The 12,648-nt window shown below is 70.2% G+C and carries 13 protein-coding genes; 4 read left to right on the top strand and 9 right to left on the bottom strand.

Annotated elements, in window-relative coordinates; all coding sequences use genetic code 11:
• Positions 1 to 544: 544 nt before the first annotated feature.
• Positions 545 to 1,843 (bottom strand): tyrosine--tRNA ligase, encoded by a 1,299-nt coding sequence (gene tyrS / locus AC0T5L_RS17890; RefSeq protein ID WP_476166642.1) that lies wholly within the window; start codon positions 1,841 to 1,843, stop codon positions 545 to 547.
• Between the two features lie 254 nt (positions 1,844 to 2,097).
• On the opposite strand from tyrS, the gene AC0T5L_RS17895 reads away from it, so the two are divergent.
• The 4 genes from AC0T5L_RS17895 to AC0T5L_RS17910 all read left to right on the top strand — a co-directional run bounded on the left by AC0T5L_RS17895 (position 2,098) and on the right by AC0T5L_RS17910 (position 4,938).
• Complete coding sequence (locus AC0T5L_RS17895) at positions 2,098 to 2,907, top strand: alpha/beta fold hydrolase (protein WP_476166643.1); 810 nt, start codon at positions 2,098 to 2,100, stop codon at positions 2,905 to 2,907.
• A complete protein-coding gene (locus AC0T5L_RS17900; protein ID WP_476166644.1) occupies positions 2,900 to 3,499 on the top strand; it encodes a TetR/AcrR family transcriptional regulator in 600 nt (199 codons plus the stop codon). Before AC0T5L_RS17895 ends, AC0T5L_RS17900 begins: the two co-directional genes overlap by 8 nt.
• Positions 3,499 to 4,080, top strand: coding sequence for a permease (locus AC0T5L_RS17905; RefSeq protein WP_476166645.1), 582 nt, complete (start codon positions 3,499 to 3,501; stop codon positions 4,078 to 4,080). The genes AC0T5L_RS17900 and AC0T5L_RS17905 overlap by 1 nt, the downstream gene beginning before the upstream one ends.
• A 147-nt stretch (positions 4,081 to 4,227) precedes the next feature.
• Positions 4,228 to 4,938 (top strand): GmrSD restriction endonuclease domain-containing protein, encoded by a 711-nt coding sequence (locus tag AC0T5L_RS17910; RefSeq protein ID WP_476166646.1) that lies wholly within the window; start codon positions 4,228 to 4,230, stop codon positions 4,936 to 4,938.
• Positions 4,939 to 4,944: 6 nt separating this feature from the next.
• Here AC0T5L_RS17910 and AC0T5L_RS17915 read toward each other — a convergent pair whose 3' ends face one another.
• From AC0T5L_RS17915 to AC0T5L_RS17950, 8 genes are all read right to left on the bottom strand, one after another.
• Positions 4,945 to 5,352, bottom strand: coding sequence for a hypothetical protein (locus tag AC0T5L_RS17915; RefSeq protein WP_476166701.1), 408 nt, complete (start codon positions 5,350 to 5,352; stop codon positions 4,945 to 4,947).
• Between the two features lie 248 nt (positions 5,353 to 5,600).
• Complete coding sequence (lhgO, locus tag AC0T5L_RS17920; RefSeq protein ID WP_476166647.1) at positions 5,601 to 6,812, bottom strand: L-2-hydroxyglutarate oxidase; 1,212 nt, start codon at positions 6,810 to 6,812, stop codon at positions 5,601 to 5,603.
• Between the two features lie 65 nt (positions 6,813 to 6,877).
• Positions 6,878 to 7,345, bottom strand: a complete 468-nt coding sequence (locus AC0T5L_RS17925) for a DUF742 domain-containing protein (RefSeq protein WP_476166648.1) — start codon at positions 7,343 to 7,345, stop codon at positions 6,878 to 6,880.
• Positions 7,332 to 9,758: a sensor histidine kinase gene (locus AC0T5L_RS17930; RefSeq protein WP_476166649.1), complete on the bottom strand. Its 2,427-nt coding sequence runs from the start codon at positions 9,756 to 9,758 to the stop codon at positions 7,332 to 7,334. The genes AC0T5L_RS17925 and AC0T5L_RS17930 overlap by 14 nt, the downstream gene beginning before the upstream one ends.
• Before the next feature lie 304 nt (positions 9,759 to 10,062).
• Positions 10,063 to 10,992 (bottom strand): sirohydrochlorin chelatase, encoded by a 930-nt coding sequence (locus tag AC0T5L_RS17935; RefSeq protein ID WP_476166650.1) that lies wholly within the window; start codon positions 10,990 to 10,992, stop codon positions 10,063 to 10,065.
• 159 nt (positions 10,993 to 11,151) lie between these two features.
• The gene (locus AC0T5L_RS17940; RefSeq protein WP_476166651.1) at positions 11,152 to 11,748 is read right to left on the bottom strand and encodes a GTP-binding protein; all 597 of its coding nucleotides are present in this window, start codon (positions 11,746 to 11,748) and stop codon (positions 11,152 to 11,154) included.
• Positions 11,729 to 12,217, bottom strand: coding sequence for a DUF742 domain-containing protein (locus AC0T5L_RS17945; protein ID WP_476166652.1), 489 nt, complete (start codon positions 12,215 to 12,217; stop codon positions 11,729 to 11,731). Before AC0T5L_RS17945 ends, AC0T5L_RS17940 begins: the two co-directional genes overlap by 20 nt.
• Positions 12,214 to 12,648 carry a roadblock/LC7 domain-containing protein gene (locus tag AC0T5L_RS17950; RefSeq protein ID WP_476166653.1) on the bottom strand — a complete coding sequence of 145 codons (435 nt, stop codon included), beginning with the start codon at positions 12,646 to 12,648 and terminating at the stop codon, positions 12,214 to 12,216. The genes AC0T5L_RS17945 and AC0T5L_RS17950 overlap by 4 nt, the downstream gene beginning before the upstream one ends.

The raw sequence follows: 12,648 nt of genomic DNA on the forward strand, positions 1-12,648 counted from the left end.
TGGAAAGCGTTGTGCGTTTCCGCTTTGTTGTGTCTTTACTTTATCAGGTGTTCCGCACCCCGCCAAATCGGCGGTTTGTGGTGTTCCTGTTCGGGGTAAAGCCCGTTTCGCTTCCGCGTTTCCTTGGGAGCGCCCCCTGAGCTTACCGGATCAAGAACACTGCCTGAACCAGTTCGCCTTGGAGAGAAGAATGCGCGCTACACGGTCCGGTTCCGAGGCGACCCCCGAAGGGCCGCTCGCCGTCCCGCAGCGACTCTTTCGAGTATAGGGAGGGAGGGGGCAAGCGTCAAGCTGAAGCCCGGATCGGGCGTTGAGCCCGGGTTCCGGGACCTCCTCGCCCCGTATGGGCGGCTTGTGACGGCCCCCGTGACGTACACGGTCCTCACACCAGGTCCGCGTGGTTACGTCGGCTTTATGTATCAGACAACGCAGGTCCTGCCCGGAAGATTCCCTCGCGAAACCCTCATCCTCCTGCAAACCTCCGGAGGCCGGCAGGGGATGCGCCGCGGGCCGAAACCGGGTGGGCCCCGGCCCGCGGTGCGTGTCAGCCGTCGAGGACGACGCCGCCGATGTTGCGCTTGCCCTTGCGCAGCACCACGAAGCGCCCCTGGAGCACGTCCTCGGCGCTGAGCGTGGCCTCCACGTCGGTGACCTTGGCGTTGTTCACGTAGGCCCCGCCCTCCTGGATGGCGCGGCGGGCCGCGGACTTGCTCGGCGTCAGGCCGCTCCGCGCGAACAGGTCGACCACGAGCAGCTCGTCCACGGAACCGCTGACCTCGGCCTTGGGCACCTCGGCCAGAGCGGCGTCCAACGTGCGGGCGTCCAGGTCGGACAGATCAGCCCGACCGAACAGGGCCAGGCTGGCCTCCTTGACCTTGCGGCACTCCTCCTCGCCGTGCACCAGCGTGGTGAGGTCCTCGGCCAGGGTGCGCTGGGCGGCGCGGGCCTGCGGACGCTCCTCGGTCTGGCGCTCCAGCTCCTCGATCTCGCTCCGGCCCCGGAAGCTGAAGGTCCTGAGGTAGCGCGCCACGTCGCGGTCGTCGGCGTTGAACCAGAACTGGTAGAAGGCGTACGGCGATGTGAGCTCGGGATCGAGCCAGACGCTGCCGGACTCGGTCTTGCCGAACTTGGTACCGTCCGCCTTGGTGAGCAGGTTCGTGGTCAGCCCGTGCGCCTGGCCGTGCGGCTCGTTGCCGTCCATCCTGCGTACCAGGTCCAGGCCGGCGGTGATGTTGCCCCACTGGTCGGAGCCGCCGGTCTGCAACGTGCAGCCGTAGCGCCGGTAGAGCTGCACGTAGTCGTAGGACTGGAGCAACACGTAGCTGAACTCGGTGTAGCTCATCCCCTCGCCGTCGAGGCGGCTCTTCACCGTCTCCCGGGCGAGCATCTGGTTGATACTGAAGTGCTTGCCAACGTCACGCAGCAGCTCGATGGCGTTGATCTCACCGAGCCAGTCGGCGTTGTTGGCGAGGACCGCGTCGGTCGGTCCCGGCTGTTCGTCCTCGGGGGTGAAGCGCAGGAACGCGGACAGCTGCCCGGCCAGGTTGCCGACCCAGCCCTGCACGGTCTCCAGCGAGTTGAGCTGGCGCTCGGAGCTGGGCTTGGGATCACCGATGAGACCGGTGCCGCCGCCGACCAGGGCAACCGGGCGGTGCCCGGCCTGCTGGAAACGGGCCAGGGTCAGGATCTGGGTGAGGTGGCCGACGTGCAGGCTGCCCGCCGTCGGGTCGAATCCGCAATACAGAGTGATCGGACCATCGGCGAGCGCCTTGCGCAGTGCGTCAAGGTCGGTCGTCTGCGCGAGCAGGCCGCGCCACTGGAGTTCGTCGATGATGTCGGTCACTGTGTTGCTCTCTGTTTGTGTAGGCGGGCCCGTAAGGGCTCGATCTGCCTTGAAGTGTAGGCCGGATGCTGCGAATGGGCACCCGGTTTTGACCCGCTTCCACGCTATCGGCTGCCCCCGAGTCGCTGTTCACGGGCCTGCTCCCCGGATCGATCGCGGACCTGCGAAGAACCCCGGTCGACTCCTTGCCCTATTTGGCTAATTAGATTAGCTTCTTAGCTACAGGGATAAGCCAGAACGTGAGGAGCTCCCCGATGCACCACCTCATGCGCCCCCGGGGGCGCATCGCCTACGACCTCTACGGGGCGGAGAACCCCGGCCCCCTCGTGGTCTGCGTGCCCGGCATGTTCGACCACCGGGCCTCCTTCCGCTTCGTCGGTGCCGGTCTGGCCGAGGCCGGATACCGGGTCGCCGCCATGGACCTGCGCGGCCACGGTGACAGCGACACCACCTTCGAGGTCCACACCAACCGGGCGGCGGCCACCGACGCCATCGCGCTCGCCGAGGAGTTGGGCGGGGAGAACGTGGTGATGGTCGGCAACTCCATGGGCGGTGCGGCCGTGACCATCGCCGCGAAGGAGCGGCCCGACCTGGTAGCGGGGATAGCCCTGCTGGCGCCCTTCCTCCGCCAGCCCCACCTCCACCTGTTCGTTCGGATCGCGCTGCGGCTCATGCTGGTACGGCTGTGGGGGCCCCGAGCGGTGACGGGCTACTACGACAGCCTGAACACCGGACGCACCCCCGAGGGGCACCGGGAACACCTGGACCGCATCCTGGGGATGCTGCGTCCGGCCGACAGGTACCGAGCCGTGTACGACACCATCTACGCACCCAGCGAGGAGGTCCTGGAAGCCGCGGAGCTGCGGGTCAGGTCCGTGGTGATCGTGGGCGAACAGGACTCCGACTGGAAGGACCCGCGAGCGGAGGCCGAATGGGCGGCCTCGGTGGTCCACGGCCCCGCCGTGATGGTGCCCGAGTGCGGCCACTATCCCCAGTCCCAGCGGCCCGACGTGGTCGTGCCCGCCCTGGAGGCCCTGCTCGGGGAGGTCGTGTCCAGTGCCTAGGGCGGGTCTGACCCCGGCGCTGGTGGCCGAGGAGGCGGCGCGGTTCAGCGACGAGGAGGACTTCCACTCCCTGTCCCTGGCCTCGGTCGCCAAACGACTCGGGGTCGCTACCCCCAGCCTGTACAAACACGTCGACGGACTGGCGGGGCTGCGCCGGGAGGTGGCGCTGCTGGGCGCGAACGGACTCGGTGAGTGGGTCCAGAGTGCCGCCGTGGGCCGCTCCGGCCCCGACGCGCTGCGCGCGACGGCTGAGGCCTACCGCCGTTACGCGTACACCCACCCGGGGCGCTACACGGCCCTGCAGCAGCTGCCCCGGCTGGCCGGGGCCGAGGCGGATCTGACCACCGACCCCGTGCGGGTACTGGCGGCGGTGCTGCGCGGCTTCGGGGTCCCCGAGGACCAGATGGTGCACGCGATCCGGGTCCTGCGCAGCGCACTGCACGGGTTCGTGGACCTGGAGACCCGCGACGGCTTCGGGCTTCCGGAGGACGTGGACGATACCTACGCGTTCCTGGTGGAGGGCCTCGTGCGCGCCCTCCGGCAGTGGCCCGGCACGGCGGAACGAACGAACACGGAACGGAGCCGTGACTGATGCTGGCCGGGCACTTCGGGGTAGCGGGGATCGTCAGGGCCTGGCGCCCGGCGCTTCCCATGGGTGCGCTTCTGGTGGCGGCACAACTACCCGAACTGGTCTTCCTGCCGTTGTCCATGCTGGGGGTCGAGAGCGCGGAGCCGGCCGAGCCCGGCCTGAGCGGATACGGGTCCCTCCTCATCACCGCGGAGTACTCACATACCTTGGTCGGCAACCTGGTGCTGGCGTTGCTCGTGGGCGGACTGACGCACGTGTTACTTCGGGACCGGTGGGGACGGGACGCCGGCGCGGTCCTGGGTGGCGTGGTGTTCAGCCACTGGCTCCTGGACCTGCTGGTGCACCGGCCTGACCTGGTACCCCTGCCCGGTGGCGCGGGTGGGTTGCCTCTCCTGGGGTTGGGACTGTGGGAGTTCCCCGCGGCAGCGGCCGTGGTCGAGGGCTCGCTGGTGCTAGCGGGGACGGTCCTGTACGCCTGGCGCACGCTCCGGGACCATCACGACCGCACCCGGGCGTGGCTGTACAGCGCGGGTGTGGGCCTGCTCCTGGTGGGCTCCTTCTTGTTCGACCTCCTCCTGACCTGAGCCCCCGCTTTTCGGCGGCCGTAACCTCCCCCGATAAGGAACCCCTGGCCCCGTCGGTGTTTCCGCTGAATGCCGGCATGGGCCAAGCTGGTGGCACGACCGCCGCCGTCCCCGTGCGCGGTGCCCGAAGCATTGTGGAGTTCTCTGATGTCCAAGAAGGCCTCGTCGAAGATCGGCGGAGTCGTGTCCGCCGTGGTCGGCGCTCTCGCCGTCGCCGCGTTCGTCCTGTACCAGCTGGGAGTGATCGAGCTGGACCAGGAGGGCGCCGACGGCCAGGCGGGCGCCGCCGAACCGCAGACCGGTGACACGTCCTCCTCCGGACTGCCGGTGGAGCAGGCCCGCCAGCAACTCGAGGAGTTGCGGGTGGAGGCGGAGAACGACCCGGACGGGTACGACCGTGCGCTGTTCCCCCATTGGGACAGCGGTGTCCAGGACAACTGCACCACCCGCCAGGTGGTCCTGCTGCGCGACGGCGAGGACGTGGAGACCGACGAGGACTGTCAGCCGGTGTCCGGTTCCTGGGCCAGCTCCTATGACGGGGAGACGCTCACCGAAGCGCAGGACATCGACATCGATCACATGGTGGCGTTGAAGGAGGGCTGGCGTTCGGGCGCCCACTCGTGGACGACCGAGAAGCGCGGGCGCTTCGCCAACGACCTGGACTCCTCCCAGCTGTGGGCGGTCAGCGCCTCGTCCAACCGGTCCAAGGGAGACGCCGACCCCGCGGACTGGCTACCGCCGCTGGAGTCCTCGCACTGCGACTACGTGGTCTCGTGGATCGAGGTCAAACATGTGTGGGACCTGACCATGGACCCGGGCGAGGAGGCCGCGCTGCGCGAGGTGCTCTCCGGTTGCTGAGGCCGTTCAGCCGGGGCCCTCGGCTCTGACACCGCGCGCGGTGGCCAGCAACTCCTCCTGGCCGATGAGGCCGAAGGCGTCGCGGACCTCCACCGCCACGCCCTCGGCCGGGGTCCAGAAGGCCTCGGTCTCGCCGTGCAGGGCGGTGCGGCCGTTGTTGTCGAACTCGGTGAGCTCCCAGTCGGGCGCGCGCTCGTGGTACTCGGCGAGGAAGTCGCGCACGGTCGCCAGGTCGGTGAGTCCGGTGCCGCGCATGACCAGGACCTGTAGGACGACCCTGGCCCCTCCTCCCTCCAGGGTCTTCTCCCACACCCGGCTGGAGAAGGACACGTCGCCCCACTCGTACTCGAAGTCGGAAACCGAGGTCTGGTCGTCGATCTGCTCGGGCAGGCGCCCGATGGTGAATCCGTCCAACTCTCCCCCTCGTGGGCTGGTGGCGGCCGAGGCAGCGGTGAGTACGAGTGCGAGCACTGCGGCGAGGAACGCCGCGGCCCACCGGACAACGCGCATGGTCACCTCCGGCGGCGGTCGCGGGACCGTCCCGGATCACCGCCGTCTCCTATGGTGAAGCGCCGCGAAGACCAGTACCAGGGTGTCCTCCAGCCTGTGGAAAACCCGTCCCGACACGCCCCGGCACGCGCCGGGACGGTGTACCCGTGAGGTCAGGGGACGAACGTGTCAGTGAGGAACTCGGCGATCGCCAGCGAGGACGTGGCCGCGGGCGAGGGGGCGTTGCGCACGCACACCACCCGCCCGTGGGTGTCGACGTGGAAGTCGTCGAGCATGGAACCGTCCCGGGCCAGGGCCTGGGCACGCACCCCGGCCGGCGCCGGGCGCAGGTCGGCGGCGGCCAGCTCGGGCAGCAATCGCCGTGCCTGGGCGGCGAAGGCCGCGCGCGAGGCCGACACGATGGTCTCCCTGGCGCCCATGGTCCAGTGGCGGCGGGCCAGACGCCAGAATCCGGGCCAGGACAGGGTCCGCGCGAGTTCGCGGGTGCGCAGGTCACGTGCCCGGTAACCCTCTAGGGCGGTGGCGAGGATGGCGTTGGGTCCAGCCATGACCTCGCCGTGGACATGGCGCGTCAGGTGCACCCCGAGGAAGGGGTACCGGGGGTCGGGGACGGGGTAGAGCAAGCCGTTGACCATGTGGCGGCGCTCAGGGACGAGTTCGTGGTACTGACCGCGGAAGGGCACGACCCGGAGTTCGTCGGCGGCTCCGGCCATGCGGGCGAGGCGGTCGCTGTGCAGGCCGCCGCAGAGCACCAGGCGGTCGAAGCGGTGGAAGAGCCGTTCACCCTGCGGGTCTCCGGTCAGGACCCTGACATCGCCGTGGTTCTGGCGCAGGTCCAGGACAGGGGTGTTGAGCAGGATCCGGCCGCCGGAGCGGCGCACGTCGTCGGCGAGCTGCTCGGCGACCGCGACGAAGTCGGTGACCGCGGTACTGGGCGAGTGCAGAGCGCCGGTCCCGACCGCGTGGGGCTCGATCCCCCGCAGCCCCTCCGGGCCGAGCCGGGTGAGGCCCGGGACCCCGTTGTCCCTGGCCCGGCGCTCGATGCCGTCCAAGCGGGCCTCGTCTTCGGCGTCGGCGGCCACCAGGACCTTGCCGATCTCCTGGTAGGGCAGCCCGTACTCGGCGCAGTAGTCCCTGAGCAGGCCGACGCCGCGGCGGCACAGGGTGGCTTTGAGGGATCCGGGCTCGTAGTAGAGCCCGGCGTGGACGACGCCGCTGTTGTGGCCGGTCTGGTGCGCGGCGACCCGGTCCTCCTTCTCCAGGACGGTGACACGGGTGCCGGGGCGGTGGAGGATGAGGTGGCGGGCGAGGGCCAGGCCGACGATTCCCGCTCCGATGATGCCGATGTGTTCGGTGCTGCGCATGGCGGCACGCTAGCAATCCGGCGCGGCCCGGGCCGCGCCGGGACTGACGGAGCCGGCCCTCCGGATCAGAGCGAGCGCAGTCCGACCAGGACGGCGTGCAGGACGTCCTGGTGGCCGAGGGGGCGCGAGGGGCCACAGCGCTGGAGCGATCCGTCGGCGATCATGGCGGCGACGATGCCCCTGACCTGACCGACCGGCAGTCGCGCCTCGGCGGCGAGTTCGATCACGGTGCGGGCGCGCAGAGCATTGCTGAGGATGGCCTCGCGCTCGGGACGCAGCCACTCGTCGCGGCCCGGGGTGCGCGCGGCGACGACCAGGCTGAGCAGGTCGATTCCGGAGGGGTCGGGGCCGGGCGCGGCGTGGGCGTCGGGGTCGCCCGCGGTTACGGCGAAGGGGCGCAGGAAACGTTCCTGCCCGAACTCCTCGTCGTGTCGCGGACCGTCCGGCGTCGGAACGCGGCCGGTCTCCTCCCTGGGCGTGCCCGCGGCCGATCTGTGTCTGTGTGAGCCGTCGGTTCTCTCAGTTCTCACCATTCCCCCCCGGCGGCGTGGGAGCGGACGTCCGGTACACGGTGCTGCCGGTCCGGGCTTGCCTCTTGGGCAGGTCGGACCGCTGGGACCCGGGCGGAACGGGCGGGGGTCCCTGGGAGCCGGCTGGGACGGGCGGCGCGGCGAAGGGCTGCGGCCCGCTGTGCCCGTTGGGCGGCACAGGACCCTGGGGTCCCGTCCGAACGGGCGGGGCCCCCTGGGAGCCGGTCGGGACGGGGTTCTGGGGGCCGCCGCTTCCGGGGCCTCCCGGCGTGTGCACCGCTCCGTTGCCGGGGAAGGAGCCGTGTAGCGGGAGGGGACCGCTCGGGGAACCCGTTCCGTACGGATGCCCCGGGTTGCCCATCGAGCCGTTGCCCCCCGTCAGCGCGTCCACGACCGCCACGGGGTTCTCCGCCGGTTCGAGCAGCGTGTCCGGGATGAGCGTGGTCGCCCGGGTACCCCCGTAGGGCGAGGGCCGCAGCCACACCCGCACGCCGTGCCGGTTGGCCAGGCGGGACACCACGAACAGGCCCAGGCGGGGGTCGTCCGGTAGCGCCATCACATCGAACTCCGGAGGCTGGGCGAGGGTTCGCTCGGCCTCCGCGTACCCGTGCTCGGACATGCCCAGGCCCCGGTCCTCGACCTCCACCACCAGCCCTTCGGAGGCCGGGGTGCAGCTGACGTCCACGGGGGTGCCCGCCGGGGAGAACTGGGTGGCGTTCTCCACCAGTTCGGCGAGCAGGTGCACCACGTCGGCGACCACCTGGCCGTGCATGAGCACACGGGGCGCGGAGATCAGGCGAACGCGTTCGAAGTCCTCGGTCTCGGCGATGGCGACACGTAGCACGTCCACGAGCGGACGCGGCTGGCGCCAGCGGCGGACCGACTGACCGCCGCCCAGGATGATGAGGTTGTCGGAGTAGCGGCGTGCCCGGGTGACGAGGTGGTCCAGGCGGAACAGGCGGCGCAGCGCCTCGGGGTCCTGCTCGTGGTACTCGATCTCGTCGAGCAGGCGCAGCTGGCGTTGGACCAGGGTCTGGTTGCGGAAGGCGATGCCCAGGTAGGCGCGGTTGGCACCTCGGCGGATCTCGGCCTGGCGCACCGCCGTCTCCACGGCGGTGAGCTGGGCGGCGTCGAAGGCCTCGGCGACCTGTCCGACCTCGTCGTCCCCGCATTCGTCCAGCGGCGGCAGTTCCTCCTGGACGTCGACCTTCTCACCGCGCTGGGCCCGGTCGACGATGTCGGGCAGGTCCTCGTCGCGCTCCAAGGTCTGTCCGCGCAGGCGGGTCAGGCGGTCGGTGAGGCGTCGCGAAGAGCGGCTGACCACCGCGATGGCGGCCATACCGCACACCAGGGTCAGTCCGGCCGCCGCCGCGGCGAGGGAGACCTGTAGCAGGGCAGCGCTCCAGGCCAGGTCGACGGTCCGCCCGGTCTGGGCCCGGACCAGATCGTCCAGCGACAGCACGGCCTTGGCCGAGGAGTCGTCCCACTCTCCCGCGTCGACGTCGATGTCGGTGTTCCACCGGATGTTGGACCCATCGCCCTCGGGGTCGGCCGGATCGGCCGGATCAGCTGCTTCGGTCACTTCGGCCTCTTCGGGCTCGGTGATGGGGGGACGGGTGACCACCTGGCGGCTGAGGTCCTCGGCACGGGTCCAGGACTGCTGCGAGGTCATCGTGTCGTAGTGGGCCCGCACGCTCGGATGCATGACGGAACCGACCGACTCCAGGGTCTCGCGGTAGAAGGCGGTGAGGTAGGTGAAGTGCGCCGTCTCCTCATAACTCATCTCCTCGCGGGCGATGTTGCCGGCGAGGAGGGCGTCGGCGGTGGCGTAGGCGGAACGCGCGCTCAGGAGATCGCTGGTCAGGACGGCGTCGGTGAGGTTCTTCCCGCCGTCGGTGGTGTGCACGAGCGCGGTGATGGCACCGGTCGCGGTGTCCAGGATCCCGCTGTAGCGCAGGAGGGTCTCCTCCTGTCCGATGTTGTGCTCGTCGAGGCGCAGGCGGACCTCCTCCAGTGCCTCGGGGCCGTCCAGGAAAGCGGTCGCGCTGCGCTGGACCTCGTCGTCGCTGTTTCCGTACAGGCGCTCGGCGAAGGTGGCGGCATCCGCCATGGCGGCGTCGGTGGACTCACGCTGTTCGTCGAGGGCGGTGCCCGCCTGGGTGTCGGGTCCGCTGTGCTCGAAACGACCCAGGTAGATCAGGGAGAGGCGGCGTTCGGCGCGCAGCTCCTCGGACACGTCGGAGAAGACCTGGGTTCCTTCACGTGCCTGGGCGACGGCACCCATGAGCTGGACGGCCTGAACCGTGACGACAGCGGCGACGACGAGCCAGAGCGCGAGGAAACACAGGCTCGGAATCAGCACGATGCGGGTGAGCTGCCCGCGAATCGTGGGCGCGTTGACGCGGGTTCTGCGCATGGCCCCCTCCAGCCTGTGCGGTTGCCGGGCTCCGGGAGGGTGCCTCGGCGGCTTTCGGTCGTGCCGAGGCTATCGAAAAATCCTTGCTTTATGCTGTCAAACGATCACTATCGGTTGTCTTTTCTTTGGCCGTGCATCGACCCAAGACGTGCTACGGCGTCCCTCCGAAGAACGAAACCGCAGGTCCTCCAGTGGAAACGACGAAGGGCCGCCCGCTACGCGGACGGCCCTCGGGGCACGTGTTACCCGGCAGGGCACGGCGTGTCGTGTTCTCACACCACCGTGCGGCCAGGCCGCCTCGTTCTCATGCCTGCCCCTCGGAGTCCGGGCGGTGCCGGGAGCCCACCGGAGCGGGCAGTTCCTCGACCGTGGGCGGCTGTTCCACACCCAGCGAGTTCAGGATCTCGGCGTAGCGCAGGGCGGCGATCTTGCCCAGCAGGCTGTCGGATCCCAGGGGCTCTCCGAGCCTGGCGCCGAAACGTGTGGCAAGCGCCTCCAGTTCCTCGCGGGGCAGCTCCGGCCCCAGGGCGCTGGGCGCGATCACCGGGCGCTGGCAGCCGCCCTGACGCAGTTGGGCCACCATCTGCTCGACCGCCGCCTCGTTCTCCAGGTCGGCGGGCAGCACGGTCAGGCCCAGGCGTGCGGCGAGCAGGACGGAGGTCACGCCCGCGGCCCCGACAGCGCCCTCACCGCCGACGGCTCCGACCACGACGCCGTCCGCCATGGTGGTGTCGCGGGCGACCACGCTGATCAGCCGCATGCGGTCAGCACGCACGTATCCGGCCTCGGCCAGGCGCAGGTGGAGCACTTCGGCGAGCATCGGGTGCGGGCCCAGGCCCTCGGTGACGCGCACATCCGCGTTGTTCTGGGCGACGGCCTCATCGATCACTGCGGACACCCCCGTATGCGGGGCCGTGACCAGCGGGACGACGACGCCGGCCAGAGGTCGGCCATCGGAGCGCTCCAGACCGGCGAGCGCATCGGTGAGGGTCTGCTCGTCGCCCTCGGTGTGCCCGTAACGGATGGTGACCTCGGGACGGTAGGCGCGCACGAGGTCGGCCATATGAGCACCGATCGACTCGCCGTCGGCGCACCTGGCCGCTTCGGCCGTGCCCGGGACCGCCATGATCAGGGTGGGAGTGCCGAACCAGTTGTCGAAGGACAAGGGGTTGCGGTGGCGGCCGGAACGGCGCTTGGGCAGTTCGCGTGGAGGAAGTCGATCAGAGTTTCGCATACCAGGATTCAGATGAGAGGCGGATGGGGTGCCCGGGCGGACCGGTGGTCACTGCCGCGACATTGTAGCGTTCAGCACCTTGTTTCATGAGCGTGTCCCCCCGAACGTATACCGGATCGAATCCGCGGGGAGCGCCCGGGGGGTGGCGCCCAGCGGGGATCAGCCGCTCATGACGGGGCTCCGCCCCCGGATCACGTGGGTGACCAGCTCGACCAGCACCTTCTTGCAGGACTCTCGCTCCCGGGCGTCAGCCATGACGACGGGCACCTCGGCGGAGACGTCCAGCGCCTCGCGGATCTCCTCCTCGCAGTAGGCGGTGGAGCCCTCGAAGCGGTTCACCGCGACCACGAACGGCACCCCGCGCCGCTCGAAGAAGTCCACGGCGTGGAAACAGGTGTCCAGGCGACGGGTGTCGGCCAGCACGACCGCGCCCAGCGCCCCCTCGGCCAGCTCGTCCCACATGAACCAGAACCGGTCCTGGCCGGGGGTGCCGAACAGGTACAGGACGATGTCGGGGTTGATGGTGATGCGGCCGAAGTCCAGAGCGACCGTGGTGGTGGTCTTGTGCTCCACTCCCCCGAGGTCGTCCACACCGTAGCTGGCCTCGGTCATCACCTCCTCGGTGCTCAGCGGAGTGATCTCGCTGACGGAGGCGACCAGGGTGGTCTTGCCCGCGCCGAACCCCCCGGCGATGATGATCTTGACCGCCTGGGGGATCGCCTGCGGCGGCCTGGTCTCAGAGTCTGCGGATGCCATCGAGTACCGCCTGAAGTACTTTCTTCTCGGGAAGCTGTGTCATGGCCGCCCTGGTACGCACGTCGCCGTCGGCGAGGAGGTCGCCCAGGAGCACCCTGACGACGGTCAGGGGGATGTCGAGCCGCGCGGAGATCTCCGCCACCGATATCGGTCTGCGGCACAGTCGTATGATCGCCTCGTGCTCCGGTTCCCTGTCCCGTTCCCGCAGGTCCCGTGCGGTGACCACGATGGTGACCAGGTCCAGTCGCGGGCCGGTGGACGGGCGGGTACGGCCCCGGGTCATGGTGTAGGGGCGCACCAGGGGGCCCACGGGGGCGTCGCCGAGCGCGACCCCCGCCGATGGCCCCTCCGACGTGGGATGCCCCCGGCCCCGGTGCCACGGCGGCGTCTGGCGGCCGTGTGACGGGGCCACCGCCCCGTCCGCGGGTCCGGGCGAGCGGACTCCGCGCCGGTCGTCGGACGTGCTCACGAACCGGCACCCCCCGTGGTGGTGAGCTGGTCCGACCTGCGCGGCGCGGCGGTGAGGAACTGGCCCACCCGCTTGACCCTCAGGTTCATCTCGTAGGCGACCAGCCCGACGTCCGCGTCCTCGGTGGCCAGCACGGACAGGCACGCTCCCGCACCCGCGGCGGTGACGAAGAAGTAGGAATGCTCCATCTCCACCACGGTCTGGCGGACGTCCCCGCCACCGAAGTGCCGTCCCGTCCCCCGTGCCAGGCTCTGGAACGCCGATGCCAGGGCCGACAGGTGCTCGGCGTCCTCTGGGGCCAGGCCTCGCGAGCGTCCGAGCAACAACCCGTCGGCCGACAGCACGATCGCGTGCTCGGCGCCGACGACGCGGTCGACCAGGTCGTCCAGGAGCCAGTCCAGGTTGTCCGCGGCCTTGCTCTTGCCCACCAT

Source organism: Nocardiopsis sp. TRM 82005, assembly GCF_056312425.1.